Annotated in this window: 20 protein-coding genes; 2 read left to right on the forward strand and 18 right to left on the reverse strand. The window is 25.8% G+C overall.

Annotated features, from left to right (window positions below; genetic code table 11):
• Positions 1–89 precede the first annotated feature (89 nt).
• Positions 90–1937: a sensor histidine kinase gene (locus tag I4U66_RS07300; protein ID WP_195928662.1), complete on the reverse strand. Its 1848-nt coding sequence runs from the start codon at positions 1935–1937 to the stop codon at positions 90–92.
• A 160-nt stretch (positions 1938–2097) separates the two neighbouring features.
• Between I4U66_RS07300 and I4U66_RS07305 the strand changes: the two genes are divergently transcribed.
• Positions 2098–2286 (forward strand): hypothetical protein, encoded by a 189-nt coding sequence (locus tag I4U66_RS07305; RefSeq protein ID WP_092925122.1) that lies wholly within the window; start codon positions 2098–2100, stop codon positions 2284–2286.
• A gap of 102 nt (positions 2287–2388) precedes the next feature.
• Here the strand turns inward: I4U66_RS07305 and I4U66_RS07310 are convergent, their stop codons facing one another.
• The 9 genes from I4U66_RS07310 to I4U66_RS07350 form a co-directional block, all read right to left on the reverse strand.
• Positions 2389–2943 carry an NAD(P)H-dependent oxidoreductase gene (locus I4U66_RS07310; protein ID WP_195581193.1) on the reverse strand — a complete coding sequence of 185 codons (555 nt, stop codon included), beginning with the start codon at positions 2941–2943 and terminating at the stop codon, positions 2389–2391.
• Between the two features lie 141 nt (positions 2944–3084).
• A complete protein-coding gene (locus tag I4U66_RS07315) occupies positions 3085–5532 on the reverse strand; it encodes a cell wall-binding repeat-containing protein (RefSeq protein WP_195928663.1) in 2448 nt (815 codons plus the stop codon).
• Positions 5533–5655: 123 nt separating this feature from the next.
• Positions 5656–6123, reverse strand: coding sequence for a HugZ family pyridoxamine 5'-phosphate oxidase (locus I4U66_RS07320; RefSeq protein ID WP_195928664.1), 468 nt, complete (start codon positions 6121–6123; stop codon positions 5656–5658).
• Positions 6124–6139: 16 nt separating this feature from the next.
• Complete coding sequence (locus tag I4U66_RS07325) at positions 6140–7348, reverse strand: nitrogenase component 1 (protein WP_195928665.1); 1209 nt, start codon at positions 7346–7348, stop codon at positions 6140–6142.
• Positions 7335–8624, reverse strand: coding sequence for a nitrogenase component 1 (locus I4U66_RS07330; protein WP_195928666.1), 1290 nt, complete (start codon positions 8622–8624; stop codon positions 7335–7337). The genes I4U66_RS07325 and I4U66_RS07330 overlap by 14 nt, the downstream gene beginning before the upstream one ends.
• A 72-nt stretch (positions 8625–8696) precedes the next feature.
• The gene (locus tag I4U66_RS07335; protein ID WP_195928667.1) at positions 8697–9494 is read right to left on the reverse strand and encodes an ABC transporter ATP-binding protein; all 798 of its coding nucleotides are present in this window, start codon (positions 9492–9494) and stop codon (positions 8697–8699) included.
• Complete coding sequence (locus I4U66_RS07340; RefSeq protein ID WP_092925110.1) at positions 9494–10477, reverse strand: FecCD family ABC transporter permease; 984 nt, start codon at positions 10475–10477, stop codon at positions 9494–9496. The genes I4U66_RS07335 and I4U66_RS07340 overlap by 1 nt, the downstream gene beginning before the upstream one ends.
• Positions 10478–10479: 2 nt before the next feature.
• A complete protein-coding gene (locus I4U66_RS07345; RefSeq protein ID WP_195928668.1) occupies positions 10480–11385 on the reverse strand; it encodes an ABC transporter substrate-binding protein in 906 nt (301 codons plus the stop codon).
• A gap of 89 nt (positions 11386–11474) precedes the next feature.
• The gene (locus tag I4U66_RS07350; protein ID WP_195928669.1) at positions 11475–12221 is read right to left on the reverse strand and encodes a nucleotide-binding protein; all 747 of its coding nucleotides are present in this window, start codon (positions 12219–12221) and stop codon (positions 11475–11477) included.
• 204 nt (positions 12222–12425) lie between these two features.
• Between I4U66_RS07350 and I4U66_RS07355 the strand changes: the two genes are divergently transcribed.
• Positions 12426–13130, forward strand: a complete 705-nt coding sequence (locus tag I4U66_RS07355) for a helix-turn-helix domain-containing protein (RefSeq protein ID WP_195928670.1) — start codon at positions 12426–12428, stop codon at positions 13128–13130.
• 88 nt (positions 13131–13218) lie between these two features.
• Here the strand turns inward: I4U66_RS07355 and I4U66_RS07360 are convergent, their stop codons facing one another.
• The 8 genes from I4U66_RS07360 to I4U66_RS07395 all read right to left on the reverse strand — a co-directional run bounded on the left by I4U66_RS07360 (position 13219) and on the right by I4U66_RS07395 (position 22229).
• Positions 13219–13599, reverse strand: coding sequence for a hypothetical protein (locus I4U66_RS07360; RefSeq protein ID WP_092925098.1), 381 nt, complete (start codon positions 13597–13599; stop codon positions 13219–13221).
• 122 nt (positions 13600–13721) lie between these two features.
• Positions 13722–14507, reverse strand: coding sequence for a tyrosine-protein phosphatase (locus tag I4U66_RS07365; RefSeq protein ID WP_195928671.1), 786 nt, complete (start codon positions 14505–14507; stop codon positions 13722–13724).
• Positions 14508–14647: 140 nt separating this feature from the next.
• The gene (locus I4U66_RS07370) at positions 14648–16078 is read right to left on the reverse strand and encodes a glycosyltransferase family 2 protein (RefSeq protein WP_092925094.1); all 1431 of its coding nucleotides are present in this window, start codon (positions 16076–16078) and stop codon (positions 14648–14650) included.
• Entirely contained in the window at positions 16072–17205 is a 1134-nt protein-coding gene (locus tag I4U66_RS07375) for a HEAT repeat domain-containing protein (RefSeq protein WP_195928672.1), read from the reverse strand. The genes I4U66_RS07370 and I4U66_RS07375 overlap by 7 nt, the downstream gene beginning before the upstream one ends.
• A gap of 11 nt (positions 17206–17216) precedes the next feature.
• Positions 17217–19319, reverse strand: a complete 2103-nt coding sequence (locus I4U66_RS07380; RefSeq protein WP_092925090.1) for a hypothetical protein — start codon at positions 19317–19319, stop codon at positions 17217–17219.
• Between the two features lie 12 nt (positions 19320–19331).
• Positions 19332–20840: a CotH kinase family protein gene (locus I4U66_RS07385; protein WP_207743621.1), complete on the reverse strand. Its 1509-nt coding sequence runs from the start codon at positions 20838–20840 to the stop codon at positions 19332–19334.
• 9 nt (positions 20841–20849) lie between these two features.
• Positions 20850–21518: a DUF4956 domain-containing protein gene (locus I4U66_RS07390; RefSeq protein WP_195237496.1), complete on the reverse strand. Its 669-nt coding sequence runs from the start codon at positions 21516–21518 to the stop codon at positions 20850–20852.
• Positions 21519–21536: 18 nt separating this feature from the next.
• Entirely contained in the window at positions 21537–22229 is a 693-nt protein-coding gene (locus I4U66_RS07395) for a polyphosphate polymerase domain-containing protein (protein WP_195928673.1), read from the reverse strand.
• Positions 22230–22283: the final 54 nt, after the last annotated feature.

Consider the following 22283-nt stretch of genomic DNA (forward strand, 5'->3'; position numbering starts at 1 on the left):
AAAATTCTACGGAAATAAAATTAATATATTATATATAATTAATACTTAGTTAATTTTTTAATTATATATAATAAAATTTTAATATATGTCTATCTTACAGAAGTATATATATCAGAAAACTCTATATCTATATTCTCTACATATTTATTATATTTAAATGCATTCTGGCTTACATAGTTTTCTTCACATAACCTTATTGGTATAACTATCTTAAACTCACTTCCTACCTTTTCTTCACTATCTACTTTTATAGTACCTCCATGTAAATCCACTAAAGATTTAACTATTGATAAACCTATTCCACTTCCTTCGCTAGGTTTTGTTATTCTATTATTTACTTGCTTAAATAGAGTAAATACCTCTTCTAATTTATCTTTTGGTATACCTATTCCACTATCTTTAATACTCATATTTAAATTTTTATCATCTATATCTAATTTTACGTATATAATTCCATTTTCTGTATTATATTTTATTGCATTAGATAGTAAGTTTAATATAATCCTATCCATTTTTTCTAAGTCAAACGCCATTATTTTTTCTTCTACATTTGTATCAAAGATTAATTTTATCCCCTCTTCTTTTGCATAGCTTTGTACAGAGTCACATATATTTTCTATAAACTCTACTATATTATAATTTTGCGGATTATATTCTAAGCAGCCTGCATTTAGCCTTGTACTGTCAATTAAATTATTTACCATTTTTAATAACCTATAGCTATTTTGTCTTATTATATTTGTATATTTTTTATATTCTTCATCATGGTTATTTCGTTTTGTAATAGCTTCCATTAACTGTATAGAACTAAATATAAGATTTAATGGTGTCTTAAATTCATGAGATAAATTAGCAAAAAATTCCATTCTAAGGCTTTCAAATTCAAGCTCTGCCTCTTTTCTATGAGATATATCTCGAGATATTCCAAGCACCCCAGATACAACTTTATTGCTATCTAACATTGGTACCTTTACTGTTTCAAAATATCTAACTCTTCCATCATCTGATATAGATGAATTATTAGATATAAGCTTACTTTTAGTTTTCATTATATTTTTTTCTTCTATCTCATATTTCTTTATTTTATCATGAGGTGTATTTATATCTTTTTCAGTTTTTCCTATGATATCTTCTTTAGTCATATTTCTATTTTCTGCAAATACTTTGTTACAATGTCTAAATACTCCATGTTTATCTTTTAAAAATATACTATCTGGAATATTATCACTAATTAAATTTAACATTTTAATAGCAGATAATTGATTATTATATGCAAAATTTTCCATAACATCTAAGCATATTCCTATAGTTCCTAATATTTCATTATTTTCATCTTTTATAAGTTTTGCAAATCCATTATAAAATTTTCCATCATAAGAGATTAGCCCATGTTTAGATTCTTTACCTTCTTTAATAAGTTTTTTTTCTCCTTTTGAGAATAATTTTGCTATTTCCTCTGGATATATCTCTTCATTTGTTTTTCCTATCATATTTTTAATCGTTGTATATTTACCTTTTGTTATTTCTTTATTTGTATATACATACCTGCCATCTCTATCTTTTAGCCATATAACTCCACCTAATCCATTCATAAGTTCTTTTATATTTTTATCTATATCAATTTTTCTTTTAAACCATATTAAATATCTATTTTCTGATATTTTTATTATCTCTATTTCATAAAATGACTTTATATCTTTTATATATATTTTTTTAATTTTGTCTTCTATATGCCTATCTATTTCTAGAAAAGCTTCTTTGTATCCTATATTGTCAATACTATAAATATTTCCTTTAATTATCTTATCCCCTATTAATTCATTAAATCTTTTATTTATATCTACTACTTTAATTTTGTTTATTTCATCCATCTCTATATATACATATGGTATAGGGATGTAAGAAATCATTTTCAAGTATTCTTCTTTATTTAACATAATTTCCTCCCCCGTTAGACATTATCCTATGATAGATTATAGTATATTTTAAATTAAAATGGTATTTTTATATTTTTTTTGTTTAAAATTTCTAAATAGTGTGTATATATAAAATATAATAATTTCAAATTATTTTAATATAAATTAGGAGGATATAATTATGATAAGAGTTTGTTCAGCATGTTCTGGAATGAGTATAGATGATTTAAGAGAGGCTTTACTAGGTAGAGAAATAGAAAATGAATGTATAGGTGAATGTGGTGCTGAGTTTACAGCATACGTAGGAGATGAACTAATAACAGCATCTTCATTTGACGATTTTGTTAATCAAGCTAAAGAAGTAAAATAGTTTACAAAACCTCTAAAAAATAAATTTCCCTTTAATAAAAAAAGCTATCTTGTTTATAGATAGCTTTTTTGTAATTTAAAATAAATTTCTAAATAACTTTTATTATTTGAAGTAGCTTTCAAATACATCTTCTTTTTCTTTATCTTCTACATTTAAATTTATATATTTTATATTTTTCATTCCGCAAACTTCTAATGTTCCTTTTATTATTACTGTTTCTATTGGGTTATTTAATTTATCTTTTAAATAGCTTGTGTTTGATTCTGATGTAGTTATAACCATACCTGATTTTATATTGCTTAAAAGTCCCTTTGTTTTATTATCTTCTTCACTAAATGCAAAGTTTTTTATAAATACCTTATCAAAAAAACCTTTTAGTATTGCAGGTACATTGTTAAACCAAACTGGAAAAACTAGAATTATCTCATCACTATTTCTTATACTTTGTTGATATTTTTTAACTAATTCATCATCAGTCTTACCTTCATTATATAACTGTTCTTCTTTTTCAGTCATTACAGGATTGAAGTTATCTTTGTACAAATCTATTATTTCATATTCTGCTCTATTTTCAATCAGCTTTTTTGATAATTTTTCTACGATTTTTTTACTAAAAGATTTTTCACTTGGACTTGCTACTATTATTGTAGTTTTCATAAAATACATCCTTCCTTTCTTTCTTATATGTATTTAGTATAAATAATATTTTTATTTAATATTCATACAATATAGATATGTATATACTAAATACATAAAAAAATAGAGTGTAAGATATTTTACACTCTATTTTTTTATAATTTATTTTATTACATTTATACATTCATTAACTATAGACTTGTCTATACCGCCTACTTGTATAAGTTTTGTAGCATTTTTTATTACTGACTTATCACTATTGTTATGAACTAGTACAACAGGATAATTTTTAGCAAGTGGAGATACTGTTAGAGCATCTACTAATGTATATCCTTTTGATATATAAAACTCATTAGTATTAGGATAGAACTTTTCTATAACTAGCTTATTAGTAGCAAATCTATCACTTCCTCCAAGTCTAGTTGCATTTGTTTTATTTACTATATTATCACTCATTGATATACTAGATCCTATAACATAAGTACTTTTGTTATTAGTGTTAAATGGTATGTCTTTTCCATTTGTTAATATTATTGGTACTCCATCACGACTTGCAATTGGAGATACACTCATAGCATCTGGTTCTCCTTTATATCCATTTACTAAAAATACTTTATCTATATTTGGATTTATTTTTTTTATTTCATCTGCAACTTTATAACTTGTTTCTTCTCTGCTATTTCCAGAAAGTCTTATAACTTCTTTTCCTTGTGATTTTAAATCACTTTCTATTTTTGGTGATATAACACTTTTTCCACCTATTAAATATACTTTATTAACTCCATTTAATCTTTCTTTTGTTTCATTTGGTATAGAATCTACTTTTGTTAAAAGTATTGGTGATTTAGTTATTCCTGATAATCCACTTGCACTAAGTCCATCTGCTAATGTTTTATCTCCATTAACAAGTATTGCACTAGTATAGTTTTGGTTATCAGATATCATAGCAGCTGTCTCATATCTATCATTACCTATTATAGTATCTAATATTACCTTATCTTTTTGATTATTTATAATATTTACATCATTTTTATTTACATATCCTTTAAATGTATAGTCATAACTTCCTGGTATAGGATTAGCTACATTAGATGGAGTTATTCTATCAGGATTTATCTCAATATTTGAGTTTCTATCATCAGATATTAAAACTACTTCACCTTTATCTGATGTATATAATCTATTTCCACTTTTATCATTTATATTTGATGACTTATTAAGCATTCCTATTTTATATCTATTATAGTCATCTCCTAAACCTCTAGATGATAATTCTACATCCATTTCATTCATATAACTTGATGCTTTTTCTGACCAATATGGATCTGATGCATATCTAACATTACATCCAATTTCTTTATTTCCAAGATTATTACCATTATATTTCCAACTATTTGGATTTAAATATTCATTTGACATCCATTCTTTTGCAAACTCATTTATACAATTTTCTATGCTTTTAAAGTAATTTGCATTATTTGGATTGCTATCCTTTGCATTTATTCCAAATATATTATTTTTTTGTTTAGCTAAAGTAGACGTTCCCTTAGCTGATTCATTCATAGCTATTCCAACCATAACTGATGCATTTACTCCATATTTATTTTGAGCTTTTATAAAATATTTTCCTGTATTTCTAAGAACACTGTCACTTGGTGTTTTAGCTTTAAAATACTCATTTATATCATTAGCATCATATGAACTTTTACTTCTACCTGGTAAATATTGATAGTAGTTATAGTATGGTTCATTAGGATTTACTGCATTGTTATGATTATTTTCTTTTGCATCGCTTATAAGTTTGTTTATATCATCATAAAAATAATTTCCATCATAGCTATAATACTTTACTTCATTTTTCATAAATGAAGGTGCTTGTCCTATTGTTCTATAAGTTCCTGTATTTCCTTGTACATTCGAACTTATATAATGACTTAGTTTTCCATTTACATTTTTGTAGTAACTTAAGTTTTGAGCTTGATTTATAGGAAGTACTACTATATTTGTACCTTTATCATCTTGCTTTTTAATCCATCCGCTAAATCCAGCAACTTCTATCTTTGCCATAGTTTCAGTTTCTTCTATAACTGGAACATCCTCTATATATCCATGATTTATATATGTGTATTCATTAGTGTCGTTTGCATTTTTATACAACTTTGCAGTATAGTTTATAGAACTTTCAGATATTCCATCTCCTAATTTTACAATACGACCTATAGAGTTTGTACTATATACTATTAAACCTTCTTTATTTATAACTGATGGTACTATATTTTCATGACTATACTCATTTTGTATATTTTTTGCTATATTTACAGCTTCATCGTAAGTATTAGCTTCTTTATAAAATATATATTTTCCATCTTGGCTAGCTAGTGCTACTTCATAGTTTGAATTTGTTTTAGTTTTTAGATATTTGAAGTTATTAAGTTCTTCTATATCTTGTTTGACTTCTGTAGGCATTTCTGACATGTAATTAGATATGCTATGTGATTTAGGCATTGGTTTTGTATATGTTTCATATTCATTAGAATTAGCATAAGAAACATTTCCCAACATTAAGCCACTTATAGCTAATGATAAATATACACTTTTCTTTAATTTCATATATTTTCCCCCTATTTTTGTATATATATACTAAATTATAACATATATGTTTTATATTCTCAAAGTAAGTTAATAGTATTATAAAATAAAACACTTAGCATAATATTATGCTAAGTGTTTTTTCTATTTACCCTTATGATTTATTTCTTTTACTTGAATTAATTCAAATTCTTTATTTTTTATATTTATATCAAAAGCTTGCCCAAATCCTTTTACTAATCTTCCACTTTTTATATTTAACTTAAATATATCAAAGTCTAAAGTTTTTAATACCATCATCATAGATGAATCATGTACTTCATCAAACTTATTATATATAGCTTCATCTGCATTTTCTAATTTAGTAGCTTCACATTCAAATGACACTCTTTTTCTTGCAAATATAGTTTTTGAATCTTTTTCATCTTCTATTATCATAACTGAACAATTTTTATCATTTGTTAAATTATAGTAATGACTTGCTGCTTTACTTAAATATAAATATATATCTTTATCTATCATAACAAATGGTGCATAACTTATTTCTGGTAATTTATTTTCATTTAATGAACTTATCATTAAGCTTTTTTGATTGTTTATTATATTTTCCATATTAATTGTCTCCTGTCTATAACTTTACGTTAAGTATTCTTTCTATTATATATACACACCCTCTAAAACCTATATATGGAGTATATGGATATATATTTACTTTATTTAAGTTTGGATTACTTACTTGTAACTTCATCTTAGCGTTACTTTTCATGTCTAAACTTGGTCCATCACCAAATAATCCTAGAAGTTGTGTATTTTTTAGATATTTCATTCTATCCAATTCACTTCCTGTAGAAACTAAATTTTCTTCACTGTCTATTTTATGTAGCACTTCTTTTCTATCTACACATAAATTTAATTCACTAAGCATATCACTTATTCCTAGTACAGTATCATAATCTCCAAATAGTGCACATTTTTTACTTTCTTTGTAGAAGAAGAACTTACGCTTTACACTAAACATGTTATTTTTAACAAAGCTTATTTCTTTATTGTATAATTCTTTGTTTAACTCATACCCTTCTATTTCATTTACTGCTTCTATAAATTCCATAGTATTTTTAAGACCATATAAACTTTTATATACATATGGTATATTGTACTTTTCTTTCATATATTTAGCAGCTTTTAATCCTTCTTTTCTAACTACTACATTAAGAGATGCTTTCGCTGCGTTTTCTATGTCTTCTATAGAAGTATCACAAGTAAACATTGTATTTAAGTCTTTATTAAATAGCTCTTTCATAATTCTTTTTAATTCATAGCTATCACTTAAGAAGTTGTATTTATCTATGTTATATCCTATAATGTTGTACTTATTTATATCTTTAGTGTTGTCTTTAGTTATTTCTTTTACTAATAATTCTAATATATTTTCAACACCTATGTTGTAGTCGTCCTTAAGCCCACCTGTAGTTATAGGTATTAATTTTGCTTTTACTTTATCTTTAAGTACTCTACATACACTTTTAATATCTGCACCTATTATAGATGATATAGATGATGCCATTACAAATATGTATTTAGGCTTTATATTTTCATCTAATTCTATTATTGCATTTTCAATTCTATCGTACTTTCCAAATGTAACATCACTTTGATCCATATGAGTTGAATATATTTTTGCTCTTTCTTCTCCATTTAAGCTTCCTATTGCCTCTATTGAATAGTGTGTTGTTCCTGCTGGACCAAATTCTATAATACATGCATTATTTATTGATGACAGTGTCCATATTGTTCCCATTCTATCATTTGCTACGGGGAAATATTTACATACCTGCATACATCATTCCTCCCATTTTGCTAGTTTCTAATTCATATAGCTTTATTAAGTCTTTCATCATATCTATAGGTAGTTCATATCCTATTTTTTGTGCATGAGAGTCTAGTGTTATTTGCATTAACCCTTTTTCTCTAAGTATTATAGGGCTTTCGTGACCTATATATACATCTGCTCCTATTGTTTCATATAAATGTCTAAGTGGTGCTATATTTGCTATTCTACTTATGTATGGGTTATATCCTTTTTTAGATATATTTTCCTTGTACTTTATATCTTGTTCATATAACTCTCTAATTTGTACAAACACTGGTATCATACCTAAATCACTTAAAAAGTCTACAGTTTCAAAAGCCATCATAGGTGTATTTCCATATATAAGTTTTTTTCCTTTTAAAATATCACTACACTTTCTAAAAAGCTCATCATATTCATTTATCTTATCTTCTAATTTATTTAATAAATCTACATTTAATAATTCTTCTAATCTCTTGTAGTTTTTATATATTGTACTTTTATCCATATGCTTATCAAAGTATATATAGTCTATATCAAACTTTTTCTTCATAGCTTTAGCCAAATCTAGTGCTATCATATCTGTTACTATATTTACTTTTGATTTTGATGCATTTTTTATAGCATCTATATCGCACTTTGATGGTATCACAGTATTAATGCTAACTCCTTCGCTTTTAAGAAGTTTCACAAGTTCTGTAGATTCAACATTTTCTTGCCTATGTCCTAGTATGTTAATTCCTTCTTTTTCTTTTGATTTTTTCATACAAGTACTTAGTGCTTTTAAGCTTCTAGACATTCCTGGTATATGAGAGTTGCACTTAAAATGTTCTGTGTTTACTACAAATATAGGTATATCAACTTCACCATCTAAGCTATACTCTATTGAAGAATAATCTTCTCCTATAAGCTCTGGTACACAAGTTGTTACTATCATTATGGCATCAGGTTCTTCTATTTCTATTATTTGTTTTATAGCTTCTTCTACCTTCTTTTGCCCACCAAATACTATATCTTTGTCTTTTAAAACTACTGAATAGACACTATCATTTCCTTTTTGTCTATGATATGCAAAGTTTTTAGTGTAGTAAGTACATTCACTAGTTCCTATTACAACTAGTGGCATATTTTTTATATAACTTGCAGTAAGGGCTACCCCAAATAATGGACAATGTGTCCCTGGGAATATTGCATGAGATAAACTTTTTATATCTTTATCTTCATTTATTTCATCTAATCTATTTAAAATATCTAAAGTATACATACTTCTCCTCTTATTATGTAAATTTTGATTTTGACTCTTTCTTATATTTATTGACTTATTTAATCATTAGCTTTAAGACACTAGTCTTTGTGCCTTTATAGTTTTTATAGGGTGTATTCTAGGTTTATTACTTTGTGGATCATTATCTATATCACACTCTATTTTATAAACTTTTTTTATAACATCCTTATTTACAACATCATTTGGTCTACCATCACTTATAATTTGACCATCTTTCATAATTATAAGCCTATCGCTATACTTACTAGCTTGGTTTAACTCATGTAGTACCATTACTATTGTTATTTTAAACTTTTCATTTATTTCTCTAACTAACTCCATAAGCTCTAGTTGATATGATATATCTAAATATGTAGTAGGCTCATCAAGAAGTAATATGTCTGGCTTTTGACATAGTGCTTGTGCAATATATGCCCTTTGTCTTTCGCCTCCAGATAATGCCCCTATTGGAGTCTTTTTATATTTACTAAGCCCTGTATTTTCTATTGCCCAATCTACTATTTCTTTGTCATTATTTGTCTTAGTTTCAAACCATTTTTTGTGAGGGATTCTTCCAAAGTAAACAAGTTCTTCAACTGTTAAATCCATAGGTGCATTGTTGTGTTGAGATAATAAGCACACCTTTTGAGCTATTAATTTTCCCTTTAAGTCTTTTATTCTTTTTCCTTCTAAAAAAACTTCTCCACTTAAAGGTTTTATCATCCTAGATAAACTCTTTAATAAAGTTGATTTTCCACATCCATTTGGACCTATTATGGATACAACTTCTCCTTTATTTATTTCTAAGTTTAAATTCTCTATTATAACTTTATCTTCATATCCAACTTTTAAATTACTAGCACTTATCATTAATAATCTCCTCTCTTTCTTAGTAAGTATAAGAAAAACGGACCTCCAACTATAGACATAATGACTCCAACTGGTATTTCTATAGCTCCACCTATGGTTCTTCCTAAAGTATCTGCAACTAATAATACTATACTCCCTAGTACCATACTAAAAGGTATAGTATATTTATGATCACTTCCCATAATCATTCTAGATATATGAGGAACAATAAGTCCAACAAAGCTTATAACTCCTACAACTGATGTTGATATAGCAGCTAAAAATACTGCTACACCTGAAATTAATAGTCTAGTTAAGTTAACATTAAATCCAAGATTTGTTGCTGCTTCATCTCCAAGTTGTAAAACATTTGCACTTCTTATAAGAAGTAGTGATACTATAAGTGCTATTATAGAATATCCAAATAACATATTAACATCTACCCAAGTTTTAGTAGCTAAGCTTCCATTTAACCAAAGCATAGCACTTTGTATCCTATCACTATACATTGTTGATAAAAATGATATAACTCCTCCTAATATAGTATTTACAGCAACCCCTGCTAATACTATTCTTCCTGGCTTTATCCCATTTTTATAAGCCATTAAAAATACTAATATACATGCTATAGCACCACCTACAAATGCAACTATAGGTAGTATATTCGTATACTTTGGAGCTAATAAAAGTATTATAATAGCAGCTACACTAGCACCTGTTGATACTCCTGTTATACCAGGGTCTGCTAGTGGATTTTTCATAACTGATTGAAGTAATATTCCTGCTACTGCTAAGTTTGCTCCAACTAATGCTGCTAGTATATTTCTTGGTAGCCTCATCTTATAGACAATAGTAGTTACTACTTTATTATCATCATTTATAAGAGCTTTAATTATTTCATTAAAACTTAAATCTACACTACCTATAGTAGAAAGCAGTACTAAAAGTACTGCTAACATTATAAAACTTATACCTATAGTTAAATATTTTTTATTTAGCTTCATACCTAGTTACCGTAAAGTACATTCCCTAAAGTTTTTATAGCTTCTTTTACTTGTAGGTTTGCAGATACGTTAAATATAGCAGGGTCTAAATCTATCACTTTTCCATTTTTATATGCATCTAACTCTTTGTATGCTGGATTTTTATCAAAAGCATCATCAAAAGCTTTTTTAGTTTCTTCTATATTTCCATGTGCAAATCTAAGTATATAATCAGGATTTTCTTTTATTATTTGCTCTAAACTAAATTGAACATAAGGTGAACTCATATCTCCCTCTAATTTATTAGTTATATTTTCTGCTCCCACAGTTTTTGCTAAATCCCCTAAATAAGAAGTTTCTGTAGCTAACATGAAGTTTTCTCCTCCACCAAATATTATTGCTACTTTTGGTGCTTTTTCACTTTTATTAGCTGTAGCTTCTTTTTCAACTTCTTTTAATTCGTTTATTACTTTAGTTGCTTCTTCTTCTTTATTTATTTTTTTTCCTAACTCTTCAATACTTTTTACAAATTCTGTATATGTTCCTGTATTAAAGTAGAAAGTATTTAAATCATACTCTTTCATACTATCTTTTACATTTTCTTTAAACATACTATCCATTACAAATACATCAGGCTCTAGTGATGCTACTATTTCTAAATCAGGATTCATTGCTTGACCTACTTCTGGTAATCCTTTAAACTTTTCTGGTATTTCCATTTTAGTTGTAGGTATTCCTATAACATTTGCATCTAATTTATCTAATACTTGTGTAGCTGAAACTGTCGCAGCTACTACGTCTAATTCCTCAACTTGAGCACCTTTAACGGCTGTATCACTTTCTTTTTCACTTTGACTGCTATTATTAGTACACCCTGTTATAAATAATGCTGATACTAAAAATACTGATGCTAATTTTCTAAATTTCATAATATTTCCTCCATTTTGTTTTAATTTTATATTTAATGTATTTATTTTTATATAGTTTTTATAAGCTAAGTTACTATTTTGCAGGCTAGTTATTCACTAACTATTTTTCTAGCCAAATCCATATATATACTTGCCATCTCGCTCTCTTTGTCTTTTTCTATAACTGTTTTTCCATCATTTTCAGATATTTGAACTATTTGATTTCTAGGTATATAGTGAAAAACATTACTATTTATCTCATTACATAAATTTTCTACTAATTTAACTTCACCATCTACATTTTTAGCATTTAATATAATACCTTTTAATGATGCATATCCTCTACTTTTAAATTGATTAACTGCTGTAGATATATTACTCGCTGCATACATAGACATCATCTCACCAGATGTTACTATATAAACATCCTTAGCGTATCCATTTCTTATTGGCATTGAAAATCCTCCACATACAACATCTCCAAGTACGTCGTATATGACTATATCTGGCTTATAAACTTCAAAAGCCTCTAATTCTTCTAACTTTTCAAAAGCTGCTATTATACCTCTACCAGCACATCCAACACCAGGAGTTGGTCCTCCAGCTTCAACACAAAGCACTCCATTATATCCTTCAAATACAATATCTTTAAGGTCTATATCGTCACCTTTTTCATTCATTACATCTAATACTGTAGGTATAAACTTTCCTTTCATTAGATTTTTAGTTGAATCTGCTTTTGGGTCACACCCTATTTGCATTACCTTATATCCTAATTGTGAAAGAGCCGCTGATAAATTCGACGTCGTCGTAGATTTACCTATGCCTCCTTTACCATATATAGCTATTTTTCTCATTGACTTTCTCCTCGTTTTAATAGATAATATTGATGATATTGATTATCATTTACTCTTTAAGTATATTATAAAAATTTTTATAGTTCTTTAATTATATTTGCTATTTTTATAAATATTTTTAGTTTAAAATATTTCAATTCTAAATTTTAAAGTTAAAATAATTTGATTATATTAACTAGTTTTAATCAAGTTTTGGAGGAGATCATGAGTAATTTAGAAAGTATATTGAAAGATTTTTATGACTGTCTAGATATTCCAATACAGTTTGTAAACGAAAAGTTTATCCCTATTTATAAAATAGGATTTTCAAAGGATATTGATTTAATATTAGAAAAAATAAACATATATAATAATTTAAAGGAAAGTACTATTTCAAGTATAAACCTTACATATTTTGAAAATATACACTTTATAGTAACCCCTTTAACAAATACTAGATTTAATGGATACTTTATAGTTGGACCATTTAAATCAAAATATATATGTAGTGAGTTAAATATTCCATTTAAGCCTTATTCTTGTATTAGCTACATATTAACTATGCTAAAAAGCATTATAAAAGATAAAATTAATAAAGATAATAAATTTAATCCATACATTAAAGATAGTATTGATTACATACATAAAAATTACGCTTCTACTAATATGGATGATATTTGCAATTATCTAAGCATAAATAAAAGCTATTTTTGTTCTATATTTAAAAAAGAAACTGGATATACTTTTACTAATTTTTTAAATAAATTTAGAATAGAAAAAAGCAAAGAGTTTTTGAAAAATAAAAATTTTACAATATTAGATGTTGCTTTATCGGTTGGATATAATAACCATAACTACTATACAACACTTTTTAAAAAACTAAATGGTATAACACCTATTGAATATAGAAATAATCTTAAAGCTAGTTAATTAATTTTATTATCTAGCTTTTTATATTATTTAAATAATCAATATTTGTATTTAAAAATAAAAAATGAGTAGCTTGAGTGCTACTCATTTAATTTAATAAAAATTTTTCTAATTCATCATATAATTCTATATCTTCCTTAACTATAGCTATAACTTCTTCATTAGCTTTTAAGAAATAAACTCCTATTACTTCTTTATCTTCTTCTAGCTGAAATTCTATGTCATCTTTATATAAGCCTTCTTTTTCTTCTTTTAATTTTTCAGATAAGCAAAGTATATTTTGGTCATATACTACCTTTTCTATAATACTAGCACTAGATACTTTTGTAGATGTTATCATATATATTGCTAATTCCGTTATGTAAAGTATTAACAATTCTTTTGTAAAATTTTCTTTTATAAATTTTCTTATCTTATTATTCTTGTCATTTATTGGATAAAGCTCAGTGAGTAATTCTTCAAACTTCATAGATAATTCTCCTTATTAAGATATTAAAGTCTTAATAATATGTATGAATATTTAAAGGATAATATACTCTTAAGTATTATTTCATTTAATACATAATTATAGATGTAATATAATTATATTATTTATTTTCTATTAAATATTTTTTTTATAAATCCTACTTTTTTTCTATTTTTTGGCTCTATTTCTTTAAATGAAATATCTTCATCATTTATTATTTTTAATGGATTTTCTATTAGTAATGTTTTAGCTCTATCTTCACCATAGTATTTACTTATATATGTGAAAACTTCTTTGATATATGGTTTTCTTCTTTCTTTATCATGTGCATCACTAGCTATAAACTGTACTAAATTGCGATCTAATAAATATTTACAAACTTCAAATGACTTAGAACCTTTTTTTAATACACTTGAACTATTGATTTGAATAAGTGCCCCTTCATTTATAGCATCTTTTAAAATACTATAATTTTTTTGTATTTCTTTATATCTTTCTACATGTGCAAGTATAGGTATATATCCCCTTATTTTAAACTCAAATATAACATCACTTAGATTTTTAGGAAAATTGCTAGGAGAAAATTCAACTAATACATATTTACTATTGTTTATACTTTTAAATTCTTTTTTATCTATATATTCTAATATATTTTCATTGTAATATATTTCATTTCCAACTAGCACATTTACATCTATATTATTTTTTATTAATTCATTATTAAAATCTGCGGCTATATCTAAAAGTTTATCTCCCACTATATAATCTTCAAACGCTGGATGATAATGTGATGTGTTTATTATAGTTTTTATACCTTCAGCTTGAGCTATTTTTGCCATTTCTAAAGCTTCTTCAAGACTCTTAGCTCCATCATCCACTCCAGGTAATATATGACAATGTATATCTATCATTTTTTACTCCCCCAATATTTACTTATATATTTTAATATATATCAAAATATTTATATAATCTACATGTTTGTATCAATATTTTAAATTGTTTTTTACATTCATTTGCAAAAAAAAGAATTTGCAAAATAAATTGCAAATCCTTACTCTTTTGATGTTTCTTTTTCATATTTAATTCTATTTTGCTTAATCCTAGTTATTTTGTTCCATTTATTTTTATATTTTTTATATCCTATAAATCCAGTTAACCTATAAAAAGAACATAATTGCCTATACCCAAAGCTCTCAACTATTGAAAATAGTATTAATTTTAATAGTGTAGTTATACTTGGTATATGTCTAAATACATAATTTTCAAGCATTACAGATGTTACAGATATTATAACACTATATAATATATATACTAGTAAAAATGTTGCTAAAAACTTTATATTTAAATATCCTGCAAAATATGAAACTATTATTATTAATAATCCAAATATATCTATTACACAAGAAAATAGCTCATATACTACAAAGTACATAAAAGAAAATATACCTACAAACCCATATTTTGGATTTAGAAATATATACTTATGGTTAAATAAACTTGTCATAAGCCCTATGTGCCATCTTCTTCTTTGTCCTTTCAGGTCTTTAAATGTCTCTGGTACTTGTGACCAGCAAATAGCATCATAAGCATACTTTATGTTATATTTTATCTTATTTTTTCTATAAAAAGAATGAAGTTTAACAACAAGGTCCATATCTTCACCAATTGTATTAGTGTCATATCCTCCAACATTTATAGCACAACTTTTCTTAAAAAGCCCAAACGCACCAGATATTATAAGATTGCCATTAAAACTATTAAACCAAACTCTAGTTGTCAAAAATACACGATAATATTCTATAGTCTGAAATATTACTAGTAACTTTTTTGGTGGCAATATTTTTTTTACTCTACCATTTTCTAAAACAACTTGATTTGCAACCTTTATATTTCCGCCTACTGCTATAGTAGTATCATCTTCCATAAATGGTGCTACTATATTAGTTAATGAATCATATTGAAGTATAGAGTCTGCATCTAATGATACAAATAGTGGATATCTAGATACATTAATTCCCATATTGAGAGCATCTGCCTTCCCACCATTTTCTTTTCTAACTAAAGTTAATTTTATATTGTTTATAAATCTTTCATATACAAACTCTTCTTTTTTACATTTTACTAATCTTCTTATTGGCCTTGCTACTCTTTTTAGTTTAAATTTGTCTATAATTACCTTAGAAGTATCATCATTTGAACCATCGTCTATTACTATTATTTCAAATTCTTTGTAGTCCAAACTAAGTAGAGATTCTATACAATCATTGACTGTTTTCTCTTCATTGTATGCTGGTACTAATATAGATATAGGAATATAATTTTCCTTATTATCTATTGCTAAAGCTTCTGAAAATCCTCTTTTTCTTTTACTCTCATTAAGCTGTAATACAGAGTATACTGTGGATATAAAAAATACAACAGCATATATAAATATATAATACATAAAGAAAATGTTAATATATCCAATAATTATCTCTAACATGAGTACACAACATCTCCTATCTCTTCTAAATATTTTTCATAAGATATTTTATCTTTTACAAACATAGCATAAAAAAGTATATCTCTTGAATATTTGTCTTCTTGTTTTATTATTCTTTCTTCTATATAGTCTTTGTCAAATCCAAGAAGAGACATGGCTGAGTTGTACCTTACATACCAATTTTTATCGGTTATTGTTTTAAGTAGTATCTCTATACTTTCTTCGCTATTATAATTTCCAAGAGTGCTTGCACACACAGTTCTATACTCCCAATCTTTACTATTTATTATATCTATTATAATTTGCTTCGCTTCTTTGTATTTAACTACTGCAAAATATTTTATTATACTTATCTTAACTTCTTTATGAGTATTTTCGCTTTTTAGCATGTTAAGTAAATCTAATTTTACATAATCTATCTTATTGTTTTTAAAGTGCTCTATTATAACCTTTTGAACTTCATAGTTAAGCTCATTAAACATTTTAATTAAATTTTTATTTAGTAGATTTTTGTTTCCACAAAACATATTAATTATATCTATAAACATTTTATTATTTACATATTTTCCATTATCTGATATATACCTTATAAAATTTATTAAATAATCTAAGTTTCCTATTTTAGATACACTCTTTAGAGCTAATGTTCTTAATTGAGTTGAATTTGTATTTAGACAATTATATAAAAAGTCTTTTATCTCTATATTAGATAATTTATATTCACCAAGCAACATAACATAATAAGATTTTATAATATCATCCTTTCTCTTACATGCCTTTATTTCATTTATTATAATATCCTCAAAGTTTTTTGTGTAAATCTTTGTGTATTTATGATTATTGTAGTCTTTATTAAATTCAAATAATGCATTATGAAAGGAGTCTTTGTATCTTCTCTTTTTAATTTTATTTCTTACATACTCAATATTTATTTTTGTTATATTTTTTTTATTTTTTATATCTTCAAGCTGTTTTAATATTTCTTTTTTAAAAGTGTTATCTAAGTCTTGAACTTTCCTTTTGTGCCTTTTGTTATACATATCATTTACTATCATATAAATAACTGAACAAGAAATTATATATGTAAAAAAGGCTAACACTATATATATTATTGTTATATTTTTCATATCTCCCCCATTTAATTAGAGATTTTTGTTAATTCTTTTTGCAATATATAATAAGATTCTTTTAATCTTTCATGATAATTTGGCATTAACCAAGTATCTAGTTTAAAGCTTTCACTTTTTAGTCTAACTTTTTTATATTCACTATTTAAAGTCATACCTATTTTAATGTCTTTTATTTTTATTGGTTTAATCTTGTATACCTCATAAAAATCATCTTGTATTTGTCTAGTTGATGGATCCATAAAATTAATAATCCCCCAAGGTATTCTTATTTCTACATAATCCTTGCCAACATAAAAGTCAGAAGCTGAGTTATAATCTAAGCTATTTGGATTACTATTTCCATAAACTAATTTACCTGTTTCATGTATTATAGCTTCTTCTTCACCATTTGATGTGTTATACATTTTAGGCCTTACCTCTATATAGATTGGTGAAAAGACATCCATATCTTTTTTGTGATTTATAAGATCTGGTCTTTTTTGATTATCTTTTTTATTAAGATAAAAATTAAATCTATTATAATATTCATGTACATAAATAGCACTATTATCTATATCATTTATATGTATTATAAAATCAACATTATCTTCAAAATTCAGCATAAACTGTGAGCTTTTTTTAACACCTGATTTAGGAGTTGTATCTAAGTCTATATAAATATCATCTTTTGATAAGTCTATATCTTTTGATAATTTTGCCATAAGATATAAATACTTTTCATCACTTTTAGCATATAAACTCATATCTTTATTTTTGCTTACAATGTCTTTTTCACTCCACTCATCTATACTATCATCTACATAACTTACACTTTTACCACTTCCTGGGTCAAATGCCATAAGACCAAAACTTTGGCTATAAGTTTGTGCATCACTCCAATAAGCTGATCGGTCTAATATTTTACTATCTGCTGTATTTGCTGAAGATCTACTCCAACTATCTTGAAATTCAAATAAAAAGCTTCCTGCACATCCTGAACTTTTTATAGCCCTATATAAGGATACTAAAGCATTTCCTTGTTCTTTTTCATCTATATATTTAATTTTATCAGAGTTCATATTAAAATCTCCACCAGTTCTAGATGATGGTATCCCATATTCCCCTATAACAACTGGTATTTTATGATTATTATTTAACTTTTTAAAATAATAATCCATCTTATCTACATATTCTTTTACTTCGTTGTAAGACGGATATATATTATAAGTTGCAAATAATCCTGTTTTTAATTTGCTTTTAGATTTTATATTTTCAGGATTAAAATAATAATTTTGATTTTTTATTCTATCATCTTTTTCTATAAAAGTATTTTTTACAGGATTTTTTTGACCGCTGACTATATTATATGAAGATGAACCTATATAACTTATAAGACTTTGCTTTTTATAACTTTCTAGTTCATAGTCTAATAAATAATCTCCCATACTAGCCATATAAGATTCAAAAGATGATGCTTTATCATTTGTATATAAATATTTGCCATTATACTTTTCTTTCTCATTCATAATTTCATTATATATTATGTCATGCTTTGCAAACTCTATGCCTAGCGTATATCCTATAACATAATCTGAAACATCAGTATTGTAAAACTGTACTATATCTGGCTTATTATAGTTGTATGGATTACCATGTACTGAATCTACTATAAGCTTTATATTTGTTATAAATCCATCGTTTAAGTTACTACTTTGTGGATTTTCTCCATCCTTTAAATATTTTTCATCAAAGTATATTCCTTGCATTAAATATATTGGACTTTCTCTATTTTTATTGAATTTATCAAGTGCATTATAAAAATTATGACTCATAAGATTAGATACTTTTATGCAATTTGCTCCCATATTGTAGATATTACTTATCCATCTTAAATAATCATCTTCTGATACTAAATTATCACTTGGAAATGTTCCTGGTTTAGCTGAGTTTAAATTAACTCCTACTATATCTAGTTTTTCCCATTTTCCATTCTTTGCTATATATATTTCCTTTTCTTTAACTTTAGTGAAATATGTATCATTTTGTCCTACTAATTGATTAGTAGCTATTGAACTTATAAGATTATATATAAGTACAAATGCTATTATACAAATAAGTAAAAATTTCTTCATATCAATCTCCTACTAACTCGCCCATTTAGATAAGCTATCTATGTTTTCATCCATCCACTTGCCTCTATTTTTTATAAAATTTTTCATTAAATTTATTTCTTCTTCATAAGAATTTGCTTTTCCTGTAGTGTCTTCTAACAAATCTTTATTATTACCTAAGAATTTATTAAATGCATCTTCTCCATTACCATATTTTTGTATTATATTCCAATACATTCCAAAAACATCAGATTGATTACTTAGTTCAAATGACCATTTATCAAAGTTCCGTTTTACTGAAGTACCTAGGTAATTCTTAGTTTTATCTATAAGATTTATAAGATATTCATCACTAAGATAGTTTTTTCTTAATTCTTTATATCTACTTACAACTTTATTAGCAAATGCTCTATCCTCCATAAGTCTATCAAACCAATACCTTTGCAACATAAAAAATCCTTCATACTCAAAAGCTCTACTATCTTTATTTACTTCGTTATTTCCAAGTGATCTATTAAAATCCCATATAGGACCTGCTTTCATTTTTTCATTATAATCCTTATACATATATGTACTAAATATACCTGCATCAGTATTTAAGAAGAACTCATTAATAATATAAAAGTCTACAAAAGAATCTACATCTATATACTTTCTATATCCATTTTTAGGGTCATTAAATTTATCTGAATATAGTATTCTTTCAAACTCACTAATATATTTGTTGATATAATTATATTTGCCTGGTGTTAAATCTTTTTTAGGATATTCAATATTTAACGCATAGTCATATAAATGAGTTTCATATCCATAATTTCCAATTACAATATTATCTTCTTTATTTCTGTCCCTACTTATTATAAAACTAGTTTCATCGGTATTATCATGAGTTTTAACTATATCAACCCTGTCTTCTCCTCGTTTTATCTTTTCTATTAATAAATACACTCCCTTGTAGTGCTTTTTTTGTATAGTACTACTTCCATCATCTATAACAAAAACTTCACAAAACCTCACATCAGGTGCATACTCCATAATATTACTACCTACAGTATATGCTATATAATTTCTCATAAGAGACTTATCAGCAAAAGGACCATTTAATACCCAATCTGAATCCTTATCCATACCTAGCATTTTTTTATCTTTTTCATTTCCTTTTTTGTTTACAAGCTTTAGACTATACTGCTTTTTAGGAAAATATTTTGTTGTATTTCCTCTTATATTAATCATTGCACTACTTTCTAAACTTGGATTATCATTTAAATAATTATTTTCTTTATCTGAATTGTAAACTTGAATATTTGAAACTGTCTTTTCTTTATTAGATATGGATTTTCCATTAGTATCTATCACTATTAAAGGAAGGTTAAAACCATAATCCCCATAAGTATTTTGATATATTTTATCATATTCTTTTGATCTATTCTCTTTGTATTTATTACTTGCTACTTCTTTAGCTTCTTTTAGATATGATGCTCCAATTAGTGATATAAAAATAAAACTAAGTGCCATAAATGCTTTAAATATATCTTTTTTCATTCATATCACCTATCCTATTGTTTCTCCATTTTGAGCAACTAAATTAACTGCACTAACACCTTCTATCTTGTATAAATTGTCTAATATATTTTTGTCATTACTATTTTTAAACTTTATTTGATAAATTATCTCTATATTATTTCCTACAGAGTTTTTAGCTCTTAGTTGACTTCCTTTAAATGAGTCAAATACACATCTCATTATTTCTTCTTCTCTTTCTCTTTCACCTCTTATAATAAGAATGTATCTTTCTTCTTTACCAATTCCACTAAAGCTAAACATAGAAAGTACTATAAATAAAAATAGCGACCCCACTATAGCTATCATATAATTTTGGCTTCCTACGCTAAGGCCTATAGCTATACACCAAAATATATATCCTGTATCTCTTGGATCTTTTATAGCTGTTCTAAAACGAACTATAGATAATGCCCCTACCATACCAAGTGATAGTGCTATATCACTACCAATTACTATCATTACCATAGTAGTAACTAGTGTTAGCATTACAAGTGATACATTAAATTTTCTATTATACATTACTCCACTAAATGTTATTTTATATGTCCAAAATATAACCATTGAAAGTATAAATGCCATACTCATCATTTCAATAGCACTAAATAGCGTTATATTTCCACTAGGTGCTGTTAAATATTTATATAATGTTTCTTTCATATTTTTCTCCCTTATTACCTAAAATATATAATTTTCATAAAACCTTCTAGAACTACAATACTTACTTAAAGACTGATTTGTAGTATCTAAATTGGATAAAGCCTGTGATATCCAACAAAATAATTCTCCATCAAATTTAACTTCAAGTAGTGCATTATAATAGTTGACTATAGGATTCATAATAATGTCATCATCAAACATATCAAAATTAAATTCATTACTTCTTATATCACTATCTAATGTAACTCTTATATTATTTTCTTCATGTATATATGCTTTTCTATTATAATCAACTAAAACTACTGGTCTATATTGCCCTATTGTCATAATATTGTATGCTGATTTTGCGGTTTCATTATTATATTTTAATAAAACACTATAATCTTTATTAATAAGTCTAATAGCATCTTCTCTACTTATTGTAACAGTTTCTTTTCTTTGACTTATATTCATTTTTCTTTTTATCTCAAGTTTAACATTCTCTGTTTTAGTATCATATATCCTAAGTCTAATCTTTTTTCTAATTTCTTCTCCATTAATCTTAGAATAATAATCACAATTATCTATGCTATCAAAATAAAGACTTCTTATTTTATATCCAAAACCATTATTATTTTTATCTTCTTTAAGAACACCTTTAAATAAATTATCTACCTTATAATAATCCACTTCACTGATTGGATATTTTAGCTCTCTTCTATTTACTATCAAATTTTCACCTCCCGATTTTTATTTTATCTCCAAATGATTTTAGATTAAATTTTT

It is taken from the genome of Romboutsia sp. D33t1_170424_H2 (genome assembly GCF_015669105.1).
GTDB classification, from domain to species: Bacteria; Bacillota; Clostridia; order Peptostreptococcales; family Peptostreptococcaceae; genus Romboutsia_C; species Romboutsia_C hominis.

What these genes read in the sequence shown, in the direction of transcription:
- I4U66_RS07355 (WP_195928670.1), top strand. Translation starts at nt 12,426, where the DNA reads ATGAGTAATTTAGAAAGTATATTGAAAGATTTTTATGACTGTCTAGAT.
- I4U66_RS07380 (WP_092925090.1), bottom strand. Translation starts at nt 19,319, where the DNA reads ATGAAGAAATTTTTACTTATTTGTATAATAGCATTTGTACTTATATAT.
- I4U66_RS07325 (WP_195928665.1), bottom strand. Translation starts at nt 7,348, where the DNA reads ATGCAGGTATGTAAATATTTCCCCGTAGCAAATGATAGAATGGGAACA.
- I4U66_RS07315 (WP_195928663.1), bottom strand. Translation starts at nt 5,532, where the DNA reads ATGAAATTAAAGAAAAGTGTATATTTATCATTAGCTATAAGTGGCTTA.
- I4U66_RS07300 (WP_195928662.1), bottom strand. Translation starts at nt 1,937, where the DNA reads ATGTTAAATAAAGAAGAATACTTGAAAATGATTTCTTACATCCCTATA.
- I4U66_RS07350 (WP_195928669.1), bottom strand. Translation starts at nt 12,221, where the DNA reads ATGAGAAAAATAGCTATATATGGTAAAGGAGGCATAGGTAAATCTACG.
- I4U66_RS07305 (WP_092925122.1), top strand. Translation starts at nt 2,098, where the DNA reads ATGATAAGAGTTTGTTCAGCATGTTCTGGAATGAGTATAGATGATTTA.
- I4U66_RS07345 (WP_195928668.1), bottom strand. Translation starts at nt 11,385, where the DNA reads ATGAAATTTAGAAAATTAGCATCAGTATTTTTAGTATCAGCATTATTT.
- I4U66_RS07375 (WP_195928672.1), bottom strand. Translation starts at nt 17,205, where the DNA reads ATGAAAAATATAACAATAATATATATAGTGTTAGCCTTTTTTACATAT.
- I4U66_RS07330 (WP_195928666.1), bottom strand. Translation starts at nt 8,624, where the DNA reads ATGTATACTTTAGATATTTTAAATAGATTAGATGAAATAAATGAAGAT.
- I4U66_RS07365 (WP_195928671.1), bottom strand. Translation starts at nt 14,507, where the DNA reads ATGATAGATATACATTGTCATATATTACCTGGAGTGGATGATGGAGCT.
- I4U66_RS07310 (WP_195581193.1), bottom strand. Translation starts at nt 2,943, where the DNA reads ATGAAAACTACAATAATAGTAGCAAGTCCAAGTGAAAAATCTTTTAGT.
- I4U66_RS07370 (WP_092925094.1), bottom strand. Translation starts at nt 16,078, where the DNA reads ATGTTAGAGATAATTATTGGATATATTAACATTTTCTTTATGTATTAT.
- I4U66_RS07390 (WP_195237496.1), bottom strand. Translation starts at nt 21,518, where the DNA reads ATGAAAGAAACATTATATAAATATTTAACAGCACCTAGTGGAAATATA.
- I4U66_RS07385 (WP_207743621.1), bottom strand. Translation starts at nt 20,840, where the DNA reads ATGAAAAAAGATATATTTAAAGCATTTATGGCACTTAGTTTTATTTTT.
- I4U66_RS07335 (WP_195928667.1), bottom strand. Translation starts at nt 9,494, where the DNA reads ATGATAAGTGCTAGTAATTTAAAAGTTGGATATGAAGATAAAGTTATA.
- I4U66_RS07340 (WP_092925110.1), bottom strand. Translation starts at nt 10,477, where the DNA reads ATGAAGCTAAATAAAAAATATTTAACTATAGGTATAAGTTTTATAATG.
- I4U66_RS07360 (WP_092925098.1), bottom strand. Translation starts at nt 13,599, where the DNA reads ATGAAGTTTGAAGAATTACTCACTGAGCTTTATCCAATAAATGACAAG.
- I4U66_RS07320 (WP_195928664.1), bottom strand. Translation starts at nt 6,123, where the DNA reads ATGGAAAATATAATAAACAATCAAAAAAGCTTAATGATAAGTTCATTA.